This window comes from Rhizobacter sp. AJA081-3, assembly GCF_017795745.1.
In the GTDB taxonomy this organism is placed as follows: Bacteria; Pseudomonadota; Gammaproteobacteria; order Burkholderiales; family Burkholderiaceae_C; genus Piscinibacter.
Map to the genome: position 1 here is coordinate 2,520,530 of NZ_CP059067.1, position 18,134 is coordinate 2,538,663.

Genomic DNA, 18,134 nt, shown 5'->3' on the forward strand with positions numbered 1-18,134 from the left:
CGGGGCCGAACGTGAAGGGGTCCGAGACGCCCTTCGTTCTCAACAACCATCGAGGATTGCCATGAAGACACGCCTGTTCAGACTCGCCGCCATCGCCGCGTTGTTCGCGTCTTCGGCGGCCTACTCGCAGGGCTACGTCGGCTTGGGAGCCGGCCCGGCGAAGATCAACATCGATTGCGCCGGCGCAGACACCTGCGACAAGACCGACACCGGCTGGAAGCTCTACGGCGGCATGAAGTTCGGCTCGAACCTGGCCGGCGAACTCGTGTATGTCGACTGGGGCAAGGCCAAGGCCAGCGCCACCGACGCCGAGCTCGGCACCGCCACGCTGGACGTCAAGGCCAGCGGTATCGGCCTCGGCGTGGCGTACCACGTCCCGCTGGCAGCCTGGTCGTGCCTGGGCCGCCTGGGCATCATGCAGAACAAGGGCAAGACCTCGGTGTCCTTGAACGGCTTGAGCGCCTCCGACTCGTTCACTGGCACGTTCCCGTACTACGGCGTCGGCTGCGGGTACAGCCTGACGCCCAATCTGACCCTCACGGCCGAGGCAGACTTCTCCCGCGTGAAGTACACCGACCAGGACAAGGCGAACGTCCAGCTGCTGTCGATCGGGCTTCGCTGGGGCTGGTAGCGGGATCGGCGCGGGCAAGGCGCCGGGCTCGGCCGGCGGGGCGAGGGCATCGGGCACAATGCGCGCCCTCGCCTCCTCGCCGGCCTCGCAGATGACCGCCCCGCCCTCCGATCAGTCCGGCCGACGTGCCGCCATCCGCAGCTATGTCGTGCGTGCCGGCCGCATGGGCAGCGGGCAGGTGCGCGCCCTGGCCGAACTGGCGCCGCGCTACGTGCTGCCGTTCGAGCCGCGCGCTGCGGATTTCAGCGGTGCCTTCGGTCGCAAGGCGCCGCTCGTCGTCGAGATCGGTTTCGGCATGGGCGACGCCACCGCGCAGATCGCACAGGCCCGGCCCGAGTTCGACTTCATCGGCATCGAAGTGCACCCGCCCGGTGTCGGCGCGCTGCTGCAGCGCATCGAGGAACGCGCGCTCACCAACCTGCGCATCCTGCAGCACGACGCGGTCGAGGTGTTCGAGAAGATGGTGGCGCCCGCCTCGCTGGCCGGTGTGCACGTGTTCTTCCCCGACCCGTGGCACAAGAAGCGGCACCACAAGCGCCGGCTGATCCAGGCGCCCTTCGTGGCGCTGCTGGCCAGCCGCATCGCGCCCGGCGGCTACCTGCACTGCGCGACCGACTGGCAGCCCTATGCCGAGCAGATGCTGGAGGTGCTGTCGGGCGAGGCGGCGCTGCGCAACCGCTTCGACGGCTATGCGCGGCGCCCCGACTACCGGCCGCTGACCAAGTTCGAGAACCGCGGCCTGAAGCTCGGCCACGGCGTGTGGGACCTGGTGTTCGAACGCCGCTGAGCGGCGCGCCGGGTCACTCCGCCCAGGTCACCCAGCCCATCTGTGCGGTGACCAGCACGACGATGCCGAAGGCGATGCGGTACCAGGCGAACGGCGTGAAGGTGTGGCTGGCGATGTAGCGCAGCAGCCAGCGCACGCAGATCCAGGCCGAGATGAACGAGAACAGCAGCCCGACCCCGAACAGCGGCAGGTCGGCCATCGACAGCAGCGCGCGCTCCTTGTAGAGGCTGTAGGCACCGGCACCGACCAGCGTCGGGATCGCCAGGTAGAAGCTGAAGTCGGTGGCGACCTTGCGGTCCAGCCCGAGCAGCATGCCGCCGATGATGGTGGCGCCGGAGCGGCTGGTGCCGGGGATCATCGCCAGGCACTGCACCAGGCCGACCTTGAGCGCGTCCAGCGGTGTCATGTCGTCGACGCTGCGGATGCTCGCGGCCACCGTGCGCCGCTCGGCCCACAGGATGACGAAGCCGCCGACGATGAAGGCGCTGGCCACCACCGTGGGCGTGAACAGGTTCGCCTTGATCGCCTTGCCGAACAGCAGCCCGAGCACCACCGCCGGCGCGAAGGCGATGGCCACGTTGAGCGTGAAGCGCCGCGCCTGCGCACTGCCCTGCACCAGGCCCGCCGCGGTGTCGCGCAGGCGCTGCCAGTAGACGATGATCACCGCGACGATGGCGCCGGTCTGGATGGCGATGTCGAAGACCTTGCTCTTGTCGTCGGTGAAACCGAGCAGCGAACCGGCCAGGATCAGGTGCCCGGTGCTCGAGATCGGCAGGAACTCGGTGAGCCCCTCCACCACGCCCATCACGGCCGCCTTGGCCAGCAACACCCACAGCGCAACGTCCAAACCGCTCTCCGGAACCCGAGGTGGCGCGGATGATACCGGCCGAGCGTGGCACTACTCGTAGCGCAGGGCCTGGATGGGCAGCAGCGCGGCCGCGCGGCGCGCCGGGTAGTAGCCGAAGAACACGCCCACCGCGGCCGAAAAGCCCACCGCCAGCACGATGGCCGCCGGGCTGAGCGCCACCTGCCAGCCCGCGAAGGCGCCCACGGCCCAGGTGGCGATGGCGCCGAGCACCACGCCGATGGCGCCGCCGATCAGGCTCAGGGTCACCGCCTCGATGAGGAACTGGCCGAGGATGTCGCGCGAACGTGCCCCCACCGCCATGCGCAGGCCGATCTCGCGCGTGCGCTCGGTCACGCTGACCAGCATGATGTTCATGATGCCGATGCCGCCGACCACCAGGCTCACGCCGGCCACCGCGGCGAGCAGCAGCGTCATCACGCGGCTGGATTCCTCCTGCGCGGCGAGCATCTCGGTGAGGTTGCGGATGCTGAAGTCGTCGTCCTGGCCGACCTGCAGGCGATGCCGCTGGCGCAGCAGCTCGCGGATGCCGTCCTCGGCGGACTTCATGCTCAGGCCTTCGCGCACCTTCACGGTCACCGAGCCGATGCGTTTGAGGCGCCCGCCGCCCATGCCCTGGATGCGGTTGCGGAAGGTCGACAGCGGCACGATGACGACGTCGTCCTGGTCCTGCCCGACCGAGTTCTGGCCCTTGCGCGCGAGCACGCCGATGATGGTCAGCGGCACCTTCCTGACGCGGATGGTCTGGTCGATCGGGTCGGCCCCTCCGAACAGCTGCTCGGCGACCGTCTGGCCGACGATCGCCACCTTGCCGGAGCCGGCGATCTCGCCGGCCTCGAAGACGCGGCCTTCGGCGAGCGGCCAGTCGCGCACCTCGAAATAGTCGCTCCAGGTGCCGAACACCTGCGTGCTCCAGTTGGCGTTGCCCGCCACCACCTGCGCGCCGGTGCGCAGCGAGGGCGCCGCGGCCTGCACCTCGGGCACCTCGAGGGCGATGGCCTTCGCGTCTTCCTCGGTCAGCGTCTGGCCGGTCTGCGCACCCAGGCGCACGCCGCCTTGCGATACCGCGCCGGGCAGCACCAGCATGATGTTGGAGCCCAGGCCCTTGATCTGCTCCTCGACGCGCTTCTGCGCGCCCGAGCCGACCGCGATCATCGTGATCACCGCGCCGACGCCGATGATGATGCCCAGCATCGTGAGGATGCTGCGCAGCAGGTTGGTGGTCAGCGCGCGCCAGGCGGAACGCAGCGCCGTGAGCAGGTTCATGCCACGGCCTCTACAGCGGGCCGCACCGGCTGCTGGCGCACGTCCTCGACGATGCGCCCGTCGCGGAAGACGATGCGCCGCGCCGCCCAGGCGGCGATGTCCTGCTCGTGGGTGACGATGACGATGGTCATGCCCTGCTCGTTGAGCGCGGTGAGCAGCCGCATGATGTCTTCCGAAGTCTGCGAGTCCAGCGCGCCGGTGGGCTCGTCGGCCAGGATCAGCTGCGGCCGGTTGACGAGCGCGCGCGCAATCGCCACGCGCTGCTGCTGGCCGCCGGAGAGCTCCGACGGCGTGTGCAGGCCACGCTCGCCCAGGCCGACGCGCGACAGCGCCTCCTGGGCCCGCGCGCGCCGCTCGGCCGGCTTCAGGCCCGCGTAGACCATCGGCAGCTCGACGTTCTCCAGCGCGCTGGTGCGCGGCAGCAGATTGAACTGCTGGAACACGAAACCGATGCGACGGTTGCGGATCGAGGCGAGTGCGTCGCCCTCCATCGCCTCGACCTCCTCGCCGGCCAGCCGGTAGATGCCCGCGGTCGGCCGGTCCAGGCAGCCGAGGATGTTCATCAGCGTGCTCTTGCCCGAGCCCGAGGCGCCCATCACGGCGACGAACTCGCCTTCGTCGATGCGCAGCGACACGTCGCGCAGCGCGTGCACGGTCTGGTCGCCCATCGTGTAGGTCTTGACCAGGCCGTCGGCCTCGATGAGTGCCATGGCAGCGCGCCTCAGAACATCGGCCGCGGGCCGGGCGCGGCGTTGCGCGGCGCGGCGCTGCCCGGCGCGTTGACACCGGTGATCACCGTGGCGCCCTCGCGCAGCTCGCCGGCGCTCGGCGAGCCGGGCACGACGACCAGCTCGGTGGCTACGCCGTCGGTGATGCCCAGGCGCACGTTGTAAGCCACCGGCTTGCCCTTGGCGTCGAGCAGGTAGATCCGGCCGCGCGAAGGCTGGCGGCTGGCCGATTCGGCGACGATCTGCTGGTAGCGCGACTTCTGTCCGGCATCGAGCAGTTCGGCCACACGCGCACGGATGTCGGCCACGATGCGTTCGCGCGCCTTGGCCCGTTCGTCTTCGGGCAGGCCGCGCAGTTCGGCGAAGCGCGGTCGCGCCTGGGCGATCACCGCGTCGACCTTCTCCAGTTGCGCCGGCGTGAGCTGCAGTTCGCCGGCGAGCCGGTTGCGCAACTCCGCGAGCGGCCCACCGCCCGCAGCCGCGGAGGCCGGCGCACGCGGCGCGGACTCCTGCGCATTGGCACTCGGCAGCCAACTCCAGGCGGAGCCCGTGCGGCTGCCACCACCCGCATCGGCCGACGAAGCCGGCGCCGACACCGGCTCGACGCCGGCGATGCGCACGCGCAGCGCCGCATTGGGCACCTTGAGCACGTTCTCGCGCGTCTCGGTGACGATGCGCACGTTGGCCGTCATGCCCGGCAGCACCGTGCCGCCCGGATTGGAGAAACCGACCACGACGGTGTAGGTGACGACGTTCTGCGTCGACACCGCCGCCTTGCGGATCTGGCTGACACGGCCTTCGAAGCTGCGGCCGGGGAAAGCATCGATGGTGAAGCTCACCGCCTGCTGCGGCTTGACACGCGAGATGTCGGCCTCGTCGATCGAGGCCTCGACCTGCATGTCCTGCAGGTTGCGCGCGATGATGAACAGTTCGGGTGCCTGCAGGCTCGCGGCGACCGTCTGGCCGACGTCGACACTGCGCTTGATGACCACGCCGTCCACCGGCGAGCGGATCTCGGTGCGTTCGAGGTCGACCTTGGCCTGCGCCAGCGCGGCGTCGCGCTGCTTGACCACCGCCTGTGCGCTGACGGCCTGGGCCCGCGCCACGTCGGCCTGGGCCTGCGCCACCTTGAGCGACTCGGCCAGCGACGACGCGGTGTTGCGCGAGTTGTCGTAGTCGGCCTGCGAGATGAAGTTCTTCGCCAGCAGATCCTGCTTGCGCTGTGCGTCGCGCTGCGCGTTGTCGGCTTCCAGCCTGGCCTTGGACACGCCGGCCATCACCGCCGCCACGTTGGCCTGCGCGTTGAGCACCGTGGCGCGCGCAGACTCCAGGTCGGCACTGGCCTGGCGCACCTTGTATTCGAAACTCTCGGGGTCGATGCGCGCGATCAGCTGGCCCTGCTTGACCTCGGTATTGAAGTCGGCGCGCATTTCCTTGATCTGGCCCGACACCTGGCTGCCGACGCTGACCTGCGACACCGGGTTCACCGTGCCCGAGGACGACACAGCCGCGATCAGCGCGCCGCGTTCGATCCTTGCCGTGCGGTAGCTGGTGGCCGCGTCGGCGTCGCGCTGCGTCCACCACCACGCTGCCCCGGCGGCGCCCACCAAGACCACGCCACCGATCCACCAGCGCATGTGTTTCATGGCGGCGAATTCTAGGCAGCGCGCCGCTCGCAGCCGGTTCAGATACGCGGCGTTCATGCTTCTTTACGGCGGCATGGCATGCTTGACCCACCTCACCCGGGCCGGTACATTACTGACCGGTCAGTCATTATGTCGATTCCCAGTCTCGCCACCGCCCCGCCCCATGCCCCGCGACAGCGCCGCAAGGAGGCCCGCCCGCAGGAGCTGATCGACGCGGCGCTCGAGCTGTTCGCCGAGAAGGGTTTCGCGGCCACACGCTCCGAAGAGGTGGCGGCGCGTGCCGGCGTGGCCAAGGGCACGCTGTACCTCTACTACCCGAGCAAGGAAGAGCTGCTCAAGGCGGTCATCAGCCAGCGCCTGTCCAGCGAGATCGCGGCGGTGGCGGAGTACTCGGCCCAGTACGAAGGCTCCAGCGCCTCGTTGCTCACCGAGGTGTTCACGCAGTGGTGGAGCCGGGTGTTCGACAGCCCCACCTCCGCGGTGTTCAAGCTGGTCATCACCGAGGTGCGCAACTTTCCGGAAATCGCCGACTTCTATCGCCACGAGGTGGTGGAGCCGGCCACGCAGCTGGTCGGCAGCATCCTCGGGCGTGGCGTCGCAAGAGGCGAATTCCGCCCGATCGACGTGCCCTCGGCGGTGCTGTCGCTGGTCTTCCCGATGGTCATGCTCTGCCTGCACAAACATTCGCTTGGCGCCTGCGCGCCGGCGGTAGAGATGGTCGAGCCGCATGCCTTCATCCGCCAGCACGTGCAGCTGGTGCTGCACGGACTGCGCTCCGACGCGGCCGACGCAACGCGGAGCCGCGCATGAAGCGGCACCTGAAATGGATCATCCCGCTGCTGGTGCTGCTGCTCATCAGCGCGCTGGTCGCCCGCGCGCTGCTGGCGCGCAAGGCCGAGCAGGCCGCGGCTGCCCCCTCGGCCCGCTCGACGCTGGCGCTCGACCTGGCTCCGTCCGACGTGGTGGTGGCGCGCACCGTGGCGCTGGGCCGCACGCTGGAGGTGTCGGGCGGCCTGAAGGCAGTGAACAGCGCGCTGGTCAAGGCCAAGGTCGCCGCCGAGTTGCGCACCCTCACCGTCCGTGAAGGCGACCGCGTCAAGGCCGGCCAGGTGCTGGGCCAGCTCGACACCACCGAGCTCGACTGGCGGCTGCGCCAGGCCGAGCAGACCGCTTCGTCGGCGCGCGCCCAGCTCGACATCGCCAGGCGCACGCTGGAGAACAACCGCGCACTGGTCGCGCAGGGCTTCATCTCGCCGACCGGGCTGGAGACCTCGGTCTCCAACGAGGCCGCAGCGCAGGCCAACCATCTGGCCGCGATGGCCGCGGTGGAGCTGGCGCGCAAGGCCCGCGCCGACGGCACGCTGGTCGCGCCGATTTCCGGCCTCGTCTCGCAGCGCCTGGCGCAGCCGGGCGAGCGTGTCGCGGTGGATGCCCGCATCGTCGAGATCGTCGACCTGTCGCGGCTCGAGCTCGAAGCCGCCGTGGCGCCTGAAGACGTGGTGGCGCTGGCGCTGGGCCAGACCGCTGCGCTGCAGGTCGACGGCCTGATCGAACCGGTCAACGCCCGCATCGCCCGCATCAACCCGAGTGCGCAGACGGGCAGCCGCTCGGTCCTGGTCTACCTCGCCATCGACGCGAACCCGGCGCTGCGCCAGGGCCTGTTCGCGCGCGGGCGCATCGCGGTGTCGCAGAGCCAGGTGCTGGCGGTGCCGCTGGCCGCCGTGCGCACCGACCTGTCGCAGCCCTACGTGCTGCAGGTACAGGACGGCAAGGCGGTGCTGAAGACGGTGACGCTCGGCGCCCGAGGCGATGTCGGCGGCCAGCCCTGGGTGGCCATCGCCGGCGGACTGTCCGAAGGCGCCACGGTGCTCACCGGCACAGCCGGCTCGGTGCGCGACGGCACGCCGGTGCGCCTGGTCGGCCCGGCCGCCGTCTCGGCCGCCCGCTGAAGCCGGGGCGAACGCAGCATGTGGTTCACCCGCATCTCGATCGGCAACCCGGTGATGGCCGTGATGGTCATGCTCGCCTTCGTGGTGCTGGGTCTGTTCAGCTACCAGCGCCTGGCGGTCGACCAGTTCCCGAACATCGACTTCCCCACCGTGGTGGTGCAGATGGACTACCCCGGCGCCTCGCCGGAGATCGTCGAGTCCGAGGTCACCAAGAAGGTCGAGGAGGCGGTCAACACCGTCGCCGGCATCAGCACGCTGTACTCGCGCTCCTACGAAGGCAGTTCGGTGGTGATCGTCGAATTCAACCTCGACATCGACGGGCGCAAGGCCGCCGAGGACGTGCGCGAGAAGGTGGCGCTGATCCGCCCGCTGCTGCGCGACGAGGTCAAGGAGCCGCGCATCTCGCGCTTCGATCCGGCCAGCCAGCCGGTGTTCAACGTGGCGATCCTGTCGGCCGACGGCAAGAAGTCGCCGCAGGAGCTGACCACCTGGGCGCAGCAGGTGCTGCAGAAGAAGCTGGAGAACGTGCGCGGCGTCGGCTCGGTCAGCGTGGTCGGCGGCCTGCAGCGGCAGATCAACCTGTACGTGAAGCCTGCCGCCCTGGAGGCCTTCGGCATCGGCGTCGACCAGATCGTCGCCGCGGTGAAGAGCGAGAACCAGGAACTGCCGATGGGCGCGATCCGCTCGGCCGATCAGGAGCGCGTGGTGCAGATCAACGCGCGGCTCAAGCGGCCGGAGGATTTCCGCGAGATCGTCGTGGCCCGCCGCAACGGCAACCCGGTCAAGCTGTGGCAGGTGGCGGACGTGACCGACGGGCCGCAGGAAGTCGAGAGCCTGGCGCTGTACAACGGCCAGCGCACCGTGCTGCTGTCGGTGCTGAAGTCGCAGGGCGAGAACACCATCGCCGTGGTCGACGGGCTGATGAAGGCGCTCGACGACGCCAAGGCGCTGACGCCGCCGGGCGTGAAGGTCGAGGTCAACCGCGACAACTCGCGTTCGATCCGCGTCTCGGTGGCCAACGTGCAGCGCACGCTGATCGAGGGCGCGGCGCTCACGGTGCTGATCGTCTTCCTGTTCCTGAACAGCTGGCGCTCCACCGTCATCACCGGCCTGACGCTGCCGATCGCGCTGATCGGCACCTTCCTGTTCATGTACCTGTTCGGCTTCACGATCAACGGCATCACGATGATGGCGCTGAGCCTGTGCGTGGGCCTGCTGATCGACGACGCGATCGTGGTGCGCGAGAACATCGTGCGCCACGTGCAGATGGGCAAGTCCGCGCACCAGGCGGCGCTGGACGGCACGGCCGAGATCGGCCTGGCGGTGCTGGCCACCACGTTGTCGATCGTGGCGGTGTTCCTGCCCATCGGCTTCATGGGCGGCATCGTCGGCAAGTTCTTCCACGAGTTCGGCCTGACCATCGTGGCGGCCGTGCTGATCTCGATGTTCGTCAGCTTCACGCTCGACCCGATGCTCTCCAGCATCTGGAACGACCCGCAGGCGCACGGCGTGCACCGCGGACCGCCGGTGACGCTGTACGACCGCACGATCGGCCGCGTCACGCTGCAGTTCGACCGCCTCACGCAATGGCTGTCGGACGCCTACCAGCACATCCTGCGCTGGTCGCTGAAGCACAAGCTCACGACGCTGTTGCTCGCCTTCGTCACCTTCGCGGGCAGCTTCTTCATCATCCCGCTGCTTGGCGCGGAGTTCGTGCCCAAGGCCGACTTCTCCGAGACGCAGGTCAACTTCTACACGCCGGTGGGTTCGTCGCTCGAAGTCACCGAGATGCGCGCCAAGCAGGTCGATGCGGCGCTGCGCGAACTGCCCGAAGTGCGCTACACCGTCACCACGATCAACAGCGGCTTCGCCGCCGGCAAGATCTACGGCTCCACCTACGTGCGCCTGGTCGATCGCAAGGACCGCCAGCGCAGCGTCAACCAGATGGTGCTGCCGCTGCGCGAGCGGCTCGCGCGCATCCCCGGCATCACCGTCACCAACATTGGCCAGACCGACCTGGGCGGCAGCAAGAGCCTGCAGTTCTCCATCCAGGGCACCGACCTGGCCGAGCTGGCGCGCCTGTCGCAGACCATCACCGCGAAGATGCGCGAGATCCCCGGCCTGGTGGACCTGGACAGCACGCTCAAGCCCGACAAGCCGACGGTGGCCATCGAGGTCAAGCGCGACGCCGCCACCGACGCCGGCCTGAACGTCAATGCACTGGCCGGCACGCTGCGCACGCTGGTGGCCGGCACCACGGTGGGCAACTGGCGCGCCCCGGATGGCGAGAACTACGACGTCAACGTGCGCCTCACGCCGGCCGGCCGCGACGCCCTGGGCGACCTGCAGCGCCTGCCGATCACCGTCGCCGCCGCCGCCGACGGCTCGCCGCGCGTCGTGCGGCTGTCGCAGGTGGCCGACATCACGCCCTCCACCGGGCCGAACCAGATCAACCGCCGCGACCTGAACCGCGAGATCAACATCGACGCCAATGCGCTGGGCCGCAGTTCGGGCGACGTGTCGGCCGACATCAAGAAGCTGCTCGACGGCGTCGCCTGGCCTCCGGGCTACCGCTACGTGTTCGGCGGCTCGACCAAAAACATGAACGAGTCCTTCACCTACGCCGTGGGTGCGCTGGGACTGGCGGTGGTGTTCATCTACATGATCCTGGCCAGCCAGTTCCGCAGCTTCCTGCAGCCGCTGGCGCTGATGAGCTCGCTGCCGCTGACGCTGATCGGCGTGGTGCTGGCGCTGCTGATGTTCCGCTCGACGCTGAACATGTTCTCGATCATCGGCATCGTCATGCTGATGGGCCTGGTGACGAAGAACGCCATCCTGCTGATCGACTTCGCGATCCGCTCGCGGCGCGGCGAGCACACCGGCGAGCACGGGCTCGACCACGACGTCGCGCCGATGGGCCGCGAGGAAGCCCTGCTGCACGCCGCGCAGGTGCGGCTGCGGCCGATCCTGATGACGACGCTGGCGATGGTCTTCGGCATGGTGCCGCTGGCCTTCGCGCTGACCGAAGGCTCCGAGCAGCGCGCACCGATGGGCCAGGCGGTGATCGGCGGCGTGATCACCTCGTCGCTGCTCACGCTGGTGGTGGTGCCGGTCATCTACTGCTACCTGGACGACCTGTCGAACTGGCTCAAACGCAAGCTGCTGCCGCGCCCGCCTGCGACAGGTCAAGCCGCCGGCATGGCACCAGCAGAATAAAATCAGGGGTTACCCGGAGGACTCCACCATGAACATCGAACAAGCCCGCTTCAACATGATCGAGCAGCAGATCCGCCCCTGGGAGGTGCTCGACCCCGCCGTGCTCTCGCTGCTGACCGTGGTCAAGCGCGAGGATTTCGTGCCCGCCGCCTACCGCGCCATGGCCTTCGTCGACACCGAGGTGCCGCTGCCCGGCGGCCAATGCATGCTCGCGCCGCGCGTCGAGGCGCGCCTGCTGCAGGAGCTGAATGTGCACAAGCACGAGCGCGTGCTCGAGGTGGGCGCCGGTTCGGGCTACATGGCCGCCTTGCTGGCCCACCGCGCGCAGCATGTCACCACGCTGGAGCTCCTGCCGGAGCTGGCCAAGATGGCAGCCGACAACCTGAAGCGCGCGTCCATCGTCAACGCCACCGTGCGCCAGGCCGACGGCTCGCGCGGCCTGGCGGCCGAAGCGCCGTTCGACGCCATCGTGCTGTCGGGCTCGGTGGCCGAGGTGCCGCAGGGCCTGCTCGGCCAGCTCAAGGTGGGCGGCCGGCTGATCGCCATCGTCGGCCAGCAGCCGATGATGCGCGCGACGCTGGTCACCCGCAGCGGCGAGCATGCATTCGCCAGCGTCGAACTGTTCGACACCGTGGCGCAGCGCCTGCAGGGTTTCGAGGAACCCGCGCGCTTCACTTTCTGAACATGAAGCAGATCGCCGTCACCGAGGTGAAACGCTGGATCGGCGAGGCCGCCCCGGCGCTGCTGCTCGACGTGCGCGAGCCGTGGGAGTTCGGCCTGGCGGCCATTCGCGTGGACGGCGCAGCCACGCTGAACCTGCCGATGAACGAAGTGCCGCAGCGACTGGCGGAACTCGATCCGGCGCAGCCCATCCTCTGTATCTGTCATCACGGGGTGCGATCGGCGCAGGTCGTCGCATTCCTCGAGCGATCGGGCTACGACTCGGTCTACAACCTCGCTGGCGGCATCGATGCCTGGTCGACCAAGGTCGACCCGGCGGTGCCGCGCTATTGATCGTCGTCCACGCGTTCCAGAGCCATTCCCCAGAGGATCCAACATGTCCGTCGAGCGTTCCCGCCTGCCCTTCGCCCCTGCCGCCCTGGCGCTCGCCCTGGCCCTCGTCTTCACGGGCGGTGCGCGCGCGCAGAGCCTGCAGGAGCTGTACGAAGCGGCGCGCGGCTACGACGCCAGCTTCCAGGCCTCGCGTGCGCTGCTCGACTCGGCCCAGTATCGCGCCGAGCAGGCCAAGGCACTGAACCGGCCTTCGGTCGGCCTGCAGGTCGCGGCCACGCGATCGAGCAGCGACACGCCCTACTCCAGCACGCTGAACGCCGACACCAACTCGGTCAGCGCAGGGATCAGCGGCTCGCAGAGCCTCTTCAACCGCGCCAACAGCGCCACCATCGACCAGGCCGACAAGTCGCTGTCGGTCTCGCGCGCCGAATTCGAGGCGGCCGAGCAGGACCTGATCGTGCGCGTGGCGCAGGCCTATTTCGACGTGCTGGCGGCGCAGGACACGCTGGGCACCACGCGCTCCAACAAGACATTCATCAGCGAGCAGCTCGCCTCGGCCAAGCGGAATTTCGAGGTCGGCACGGCGACGATCACCGACACGCGCGAGGCGCAGGCCCGCTTCGACCTCGCCACCGCGCAGGAGATCGCCGCCGAGAACGACCTGCGCACCAAGGGCATCGCGCTGGACACGCTGGTCGGACGCAGCAACGTCGCGCCCAAGGGTCTGGCCGTGCCGGTGGTGCTGCCGCCGGTGCAGCCGCCGGCGGTCGACGAATGGGTGCTGCGAGCCGATGCCGAGCACCCGACGGTGCGCCGGGCCGCGCTCGGCCTGGACGTGGCCCGCCTGGAGACCGAGAAGGCCCGCGCCGGCAATCTGCCCACGGTGGCGCTGAACGGCAGCATCGGCAAGGGCCGCGTGTCGACCAGCGGCGACCTCGCCGCGCCGCCCTTCTCGTTCAACAGCTCGGGCAACTCCACCAACACGAGCATCGGCGTCACGTTGAACATGCCGCTGTTCGCCGGCTACGCGATCCAGAACCGCATCAAGGAGACGCTGGCACTGGAAGAGAAGTCGCGCAACGATCTCGACGCTGCGCGCCGCGGCGTGGCCCAGGGCACGCGCCAAGCCTTCTACGGCGTGCAGTCCGGCCTCGCACAGGTGAAGGCGCTGGAGGCCGCCGAATCGTCGAGCCAGCTCGCGCTGGAAGCCACGCAGCTCGGCTACAAGGTCGGCGTGCGCGTCAACCTGGACGTGCTGAACGCGCAGACCCAGCTGTTCAGCACCAAGCGCGATCTCGCCAGGGCGCGCTACGACGTGTTGCTGGGCAGCCTGCGCCTGCGCCAGGCGGCCGGCCAGCTCAAGCCCGAAGACGTGGCGGCGCTGAACCAGTTGCTGGCGCGCTGAGCGCCACCCGGTTCGCCGTTCGATCCGGCCGTCAGTCGGCGGCCAGCGGGCCGCGAACGTCGGCTATTCGGCCGAGCGCGTCCAGGCGCAACAGCAGTCGCAGTTCGGGCTCACCGGCGAAACCGGCATCGATCGCCTGCGCCGTGTGCAGCAGTTCGCCCAGCGCGAGCTGTGCCGGCTCCTTGTCGAGCGGTGCGGCCAGGCCGAGCGCCCTCGCCTGAAGCGCACGGCCCAGCGCCGCGTCGGCCTCGACGGCGGCGCGCAGGCTGTCCATCGCGCCGCGCAGCACCGCCGACGCCGAAGGGGCGGCCTCGCCCAGCGACAGGCGCAGCGCGTGCCAGCCGGCCAGCATGCGCGCGGCGCAGCGCGCCAGCCGCCTGCGAGACTCGTACTCCTGCCACAACGCAGCCCAGTCGGCCGCGGCGCCCGCGTCGAAGGGCTCGAGGGCGAGCTGCGACTGCAATCGGCCGCGCAGGGCGCCGACGGCGTCGATCGCCGCACGCCATGACGCCTCGGCCTGAACGCAGAAGTCGGCCACGCGGGCCACGAACACCGGCTTGCGGATCACGCCGGCATGGTTTTCCTCCACCTCGCGCAGGTAGCGGGTGAGATCCTGCAGCAAGGCCTTGAAGCGGTCGTCGCCCGGCGCCGGGCGCTTCAGGATCATGGCCGCATCGGCCTGGATCGAACTCACCCGAGAGCGCAGCGAGCGCAGGTAGACCGGCGTGCAGCGCAGCGCCAGCACGATCGCCGCCAGCGGCGCGGCGCGCGCGGAGTCGAGCGACTGTGCCGGCTGGGCGCGCAGCGTGCCTCCTGGCGCCGAGGCGATCTCGCCACGGGCCAGCGCCAGCGCCGCGCCGGCACGCAGCCTCAGGCAGTAGAGATCGGACTCGGACGGCGGCACGGCCGGCGCCAGCAAGGACGCATGAGCGAGCGCCGCGGCCAGGGTCTCGCGTTGCATCGGCGTGCAGTGGACCGCCGGCGCGTGCTCCCAGGCGGAGGCGCAGGTGCGCTCCAGGGTCAGCACCGGCTCCGGCGCACCATCACGCAACTCGTAGCGCCGCGCCCGTGCCGCCACCAGCGTGGTGGGCGGCTTCACGGCCGGCGGCGCCACCAGCGCAGCGACCGGGTTGCTCAGCGGCGCGCCGGCGGCCGGTTGCGGTGCCAGCACGTTGGCCGTCGAGGCGGTGCCTGCCGATGCTGCAGCCGATTTCGCGGCACCCTGTCGGGCCGGCACGGCCGCCGCGTCCGGCACCCCCTCACCCGGCCCGAGGGGCCCGCCACGCGGTTTGCGCAGCAGCAGGACGGCCAGCACGGTGCAGACCACCGCGAGCACCATCACCAGCCACCAGAGCGCGTCACCCGTCATGTCAATCTCCAGGACGCCATCGTGCCACGAACGACGTGCCGCCGCGCGGTCGGCGAACCTCGCTCCAGCAACGTTTCTTGACCACCCGCACACCCGGCCTTGACGCTGCGGCGCCAGCCTTGCTCACCTCACCCGGACATCCCCCATGGCTGCACCCGCCTCCTTGCAGACCGCCGCGATCGCCGCGCACCGTTTCGGCCTGGGCGAGGCCGATCTGGGCACGCCGGGCGCCGATCCGCGAGGCTGGCTGCTGGCCCAGATCGGTCCGGCCGACCCGGCACGCGGCGAGGGCCTGCTGTCGACCGCACAGGCGGTGCAGCATGTGCGCGACGAAACGCGTGCGCGCCGCGAGGCGCGCCGGGCAGCGCCGGGCGAGAAGCCGGTCGACGAGAAGGCGACCGAGGGTTACCGCGCGGTGATCCTCGCCGATGCCCGTTCGCGCCTGCTCACGGCAGCGGCCACCACGCGGCCGTTCGCCGAGCGGCTGCAGTGGTTCTGGGCCAATCACTTCACCGTGTCGCTCGCCAAGGGCAGCACGCGCGGCCTGGTGGGCGCCTTCGAGCGCGACGCGATCCGGCCGCACATCGCCGGCAGCTTCGAGCAGCTGCTGTGGGCCTCGACCACGCACCCGGCGATGCTGCGCTACCTCGACAACCAGCAGTCGGCCGGGCCGCATTCACGCGCGGTCTCGGTGGCGGCGCGGCGTGCCCAGGCGATGCAGGAAGGCCCGCGCGTCACCGGCCTGAACGAGAATCTCGCGCGCGAGGTGCTGGAGCTGCACACCCTGGGTGTGAACGGCGGCTACTCGCAGGCCGACGTGACCGCCTTCGCCGCCGTGCTGACCGGCTGGCGTGTCGCGCAGCAGGGTCCGGGCGACGCACCTCCGTTCGATCGCGCCTGGCACGAGCCAGGCCGCAAGACACTGTTGGGCCGGACCCACCCGGAGGGCCCCGAGGCGCTGCGCGCCGTGCTCTCCGATCTGGCGCAGCACCCGTCCACCGCCCGGTTCATCGCCACCAAGCTGGCCCGCCACATGGTCGCCGACGATCCACCGCCGGCGCTGGTCGACCGGCTGGCCGCGCGCTACCGGCGCAGCGGCGGGCAACTCGCCGAGCTGTACCGCGAGCTGATCGACAGCGCCGAGGCCTGGGGCGAGACACCGGCGAAGCTGAAGACGCCGGAGGAGTTCGTTGTCTCCAGCGTGCGCCTGCTGTCGCTCGGAGCGCGCATGCAGGAGAGCGGCCCCCTGCCGCAGATGCTCGCCGCCGGCAGCACCGTGCTGGGCCAGCGAACGCACAGCGCGCCCTCGCCCGCCGGCTGGCCCGACCGCGCCGAAGAGTGGCTGGGGCCCGAGGCGGTGTGGAAGCGCATCGAGTGGGCCACGCGCGTGGGCGACCGCCTCGGCCGTCAGCTCGATGCGCGCGCGCTCGCCGTTCGCAGCCTCGGGCCACGGTTGACCGAGGCCACGCGGCTGCAGATCGAGCGAGCTGCCGATGGGCCGCAAGCGCTCGCCCTGCTGCTCATGTCTCCCGAGTTCCAGCGCCGCTGAGCGCGCGAAAGGACTGCCGATGAACACCCCCTTCGACGCCCGCCGCCGCGGCCTGCTGCGCGCGGCGCTCTCGGCCGCCAGCCTCGGCCCGGCGGCGACGCTGAGCCTGGCCGCCACCACCGCCCCGGGCCAGGGCCGCTTCGTGCTCGTCATCCTGCGCGGCGGCATGGATGGCCTGTACGCCGTGCCCGCCGTGGGCGACCCGGAGCTCGCGGCGGCCCGCGGCTCGCTGGCGCAGTACGCTTCGGCCCCGCTGCCGCTGGACGCGACCTTCGCGCTGCACCCGAATCTCGTGCAGCTGCACGCGATGTACGGCCGCGGCGAGATGCAGGTGCTGCACGCCATCGGCCTGCCCTACCGCGAGCGCTCGCACTTCGATGCGCAGAACCTGCTCGAGTCCGGCGGCAACAGGCCCTTCGAGATCACCACCGGCTGGCTGGGCCGCGCGCTCGGCGCCGGGCCGTCGCGCGGCATCGCGCTGGCCACCACGGTGCCACTGGTGCTGCGCGGGCCGGGCACGGCCGACACCTGGGCTCCTTCGATATTGCCGGACCCATCGGCCGACCTGGTCACGCGGCTGGAGCGCCTGTATGGCAGCGACCCTGCGTTGGCCAATGCGCTCGCGCGCGCCAAGGCCCTGCACTTCGACCCCGGCATGATGGCCGAAGTGAACGCACCGAAGGAATCGATGGCCGGCGGTGTGCGGCCGGGCGGCTTCGTGACGCTGGCGCAGCGTGCGGCCGAGTTCCTGTCGCACACCGGCGGCCCGCGGGCCGCGGTGCTCGAGCTCGGCGGCTGGGACTCGCATGCCAACGAAGCGGCACCGCAAGGTGCGACGGCCAACGCGCTGCGCGTGCTCGACAGCGGCCTGGCCGCGCTGCGCGAAGGCCTGGCCGCAAGCGGCGTCTGGCGCGACACGGTGGTCGTGGTGGCCACCGAGTTCGGCCGCGAGGTGGCCGTCAACGGCACGCAAGGCACCGATCACGGCAGCGCCGGGGCCGCCTTCGTGCTCGGCGGCCCGGTGAAGGGCGGCCGCGTGGTCGCGGACTGGCCGGGGCTGGGCCGGAAGGATCGTTTCGAGGGCCGCGACTTGCGCACCACCACCGACCTGCGCGCGCTGCTCAAGGGCGTGCTGGCCGACCACCTGCAGGTGGCGCGGCGCCAGCTCGAGGCCGAGGTGTTCCCGGGCAGCGACGCGGTGCGTGCGCTGCAGGTACTCGCGTGACGGCTTGCGCCGCGTCCGATCAGCCCTTGGCGGCTGCCTTGCGCGCCAGCGCCTCGATGGCCATCACGTAACCGTCGACGCCGAAGCCGACGATGATGCCGGCCGCCACCGGCGAGAGCCAGGAGTGGTGGCGAAAGCTCTCGCGGGCGTGCACGTTGCTGATGTGGACCTCGATCACCGGCACCTCGATGGCACGGATCGCATCGTGCAGCGCCACCGAACTGTGCGTGTAGGCGCCGGCATTGAACACCACGCCCGCCACGCTGCCGGCCTTGAAGCCGTGTCCGGCCTCGTGGAGCGCGTCGATAAGCACACCTTCGTGGTTGGACTGCCGGCACTCGACCGCGAAGCCGAGCTTCTGGCCGGCGGCCGCACAAAGCGCCTCGACGTCGGCGAGCGTCGTGCTGCCGTAGGTGGCCGGCTCGCGCGTGCCGAGCAGGTTGAGGTTCGGGCCGTTGAGGACGAGGATGGTGGGCATGGGGCT

At 70.5% G+C, this 18,134-nt stretch carries 16 protein-coding genes; 10 read left to right on the forward strand and 6 right to left on the reverse strand.

The window, feature by feature from the left end:
- Positions 1–61 precede the first annotated feature (61 nt).
- Together HZ992_RS12030 and trmB are read left to right on the forward strand one after the other, a co-directional pair.
- Positions 62–631: an outer membrane beta-barrel protein gene (locus tag HZ992_RS12030; RefSeq protein WP_209386862.1), complete on the forward strand. Its 570-nt coding sequence runs from the start codon at positions 62–64 to the stop codon at positions 629–631.
- Between the two features lie 91 nt (positions 632–722).
- The gene (gene trmB, locus HZ992_RS12035; RefSeq protein ID WP_245213444.1) at positions 723–1,418 is read left to right on the forward strand and encodes a tRNA (guanosine(46)-N7)-methyltransferase TrmB; all 696 of its coding nucleotides are present in this window, start codon (positions 723–725) and stop codon (positions 1,416–1,418) included.
- A gap of 13 nt (positions 1,419–1,431) precedes the next feature.
- On the opposite strand, the gene HZ992_RS12040 is transcribed toward trmB, so the two are convergent.
- Genes HZ992_RS12040 through HZ992_RS12055 form a run of 4 tightly spaced genes read right to left on the reverse strand, consistent with a single transcriptional unit; the run spans position 1,432 to position 5,923 of the window.
- Positions 1,432–2,265 (reverse strand): undecaprenyl-diphosphate phosphatase, encoded by an 834-nt coding sequence (locus tag HZ992_RS12040; RefSeq protein ID WP_209386864.1) that lies wholly within the window; start codon positions 2,263–2,265, stop codon positions 1,432–1,434.
- A gap of 51 nt (positions 2,266–2,316) precedes the next feature.
- Positions 2,317–3,549 carry an ABC transporter permease gene (locus HZ992_RS12045; protein ID WP_209386865.1) on the reverse strand — a complete coding sequence of 411 codons (1,233 nt, stop codon included), beginning with the start codon at positions 3,547–3,549 and terminating at the stop codon, positions 2,317–2,319.
- Positions 3,546–4,259: an ABC transporter ATP-binding protein gene (locus tag HZ992_RS12050; protein WP_209386866.1), complete on the reverse strand. Its 714-nt coding sequence runs from the start codon at positions 4,257–4,259 to the stop codon at positions 3,546–3,548. Before HZ992_RS12050 ends, HZ992_RS12045 begins: the two co-directional genes overlap by 4 nt.
- 11 nt (positions 4,260–4,270) lie before the next feature.
- Entirely contained in the window at positions 4,271–5,923 is a 1,653-nt protein-coding gene (locus HZ992_RS12055; protein ID WP_209386867.1) for an efflux RND transporter periplasmic adaptor subunit, read from the reverse strand.
- A 129-nt stretch (positions 5,924–6,052) separates the two neighbouring features.
- Here HZ992_RS12055 and HZ992_RS12060 point away from each other — a divergent pair, with 129 nt between their 5' ends.
- From HZ992_RS12060 to HZ992_RS12085, 6 genes are read left to right on the forward strand one after another with little or no spacing between them, the layout of a single operon-like run.
- Entirely contained in the window at positions 6,053–6,733 is a 681-nt protein-coding gene (locus HZ992_RS12060; RefSeq protein ID WP_209386868.1) for a TetR/AcrR family transcriptional regulator, read from the forward strand.
- A complete protein-coding gene (locus tag HZ992_RS12065) occupies positions 6,730–7,872 on the forward strand; it encodes an efflux RND transporter periplasmic adaptor subunit (protein WP_209386869.1) in 1,143 nt (380 codons plus the stop codon). The genes HZ992_RS12060 and HZ992_RS12065 overlap by 4 nt, the downstream gene beginning before the upstream one ends.
- Before the next feature lie 18 nt (positions 7,873–7,890).
- Positions 7,891–11,088 (forward strand): efflux RND transporter permease subunit, encoded by a 3,198-nt coding sequence (locus HZ992_RS12070; RefSeq protein ID WP_209386870.1) that lies wholly within the window; start codon positions 7,891–7,893, stop codon positions 11,086–11,088.
- Between the two features lie 28 nt (positions 11,089–11,116).
- Positions 11,117–11,770 carry a protein-L-isoaspartate O-methyltransferase family protein gene (locus tag HZ992_RS12075; RefSeq protein ID WP_209386871.1) on the forward strand — a complete coding sequence of 218 codons (654 nt, stop codon included), beginning with the start codon at positions 11,117–11,119 and terminating at the stop codon, positions 11,768–11,770.
- A gap of 2 nt (positions 11,771–11,772) precedes the next feature.
- Complete coding sequence (locus HZ992_RS12080) at positions 11,773–12,102, forward strand: rhodanese-like domain-containing protein (protein ID WP_209386872.1); 330 nt, start codon at positions 11,773–11,775, stop codon at positions 12,100–12,102.
- Positions 12,103–12,145: 43 nt separating this feature from the next.
- Complete coding sequence (locus HZ992_RS12085) at positions 12,146–13,507, forward strand: TolC family outer membrane protein (protein ID WP_209386873.1); 1,362 nt, start codon at positions 12,146–12,148, stop codon at positions 13,505–13,507.
- 31 nt (positions 13,508–13,538) lie between these two features.
- Here HZ992_RS12085 and HZ992_RS12090 read toward each other — a convergent pair whose 3' ends face one another.
- Positions 13,539–14,876, reverse strand: a complete 1,338-nt coding sequence (locus HZ992_RS12090; RefSeq protein ID WP_209386874.1) for a hypothetical protein — start codon at positions 14,874–14,876, stop codon at positions 13,539–13,541.
- Between the two features lie 145 nt (positions 14,877–15,021).
- Here HZ992_RS12090 and HZ992_RS12095 point away from each other — a divergent pair, with 145 nt between their 5' ends.
- Entirely contained in the window at positions 15,022–16,425 is a 1,404-nt protein-coding gene (locus HZ992_RS12095) for a DUF1800 domain-containing protein (protein WP_245213445.1), read from the forward strand.
- Positions 16,426–16,444: 19 nt separating this feature from the next.
- Positions 16,445–17,650 (forward strand): DUF1501 domain-containing protein, encoded by a 1,206-nt coding sequence (locus HZ992_RS12100; protein ID WP_209386875.1) that lies wholly within the window; start codon positions 16,445–16,447, stop codon positions 17,648–17,650.
- A 19-nt stretch (positions 17,651–17,669) separates the two neighbouring features.
- Here HZ992_RS12100 and aroQ read toward each other — a convergent pair whose 3' ends face one another.
- A complete protein-coding gene (aroQ, locus tag HZ992_RS12105) occupies positions 17,670–18,128 on the reverse strand; it encodes a type II 3-dehydroquinate dehydratase (RefSeq protein ID WP_209386876.1) in 459 nt (152 codons plus the stop codon).
- Positions 18,129–18,134 lie beyond the last annotated feature (6 nt).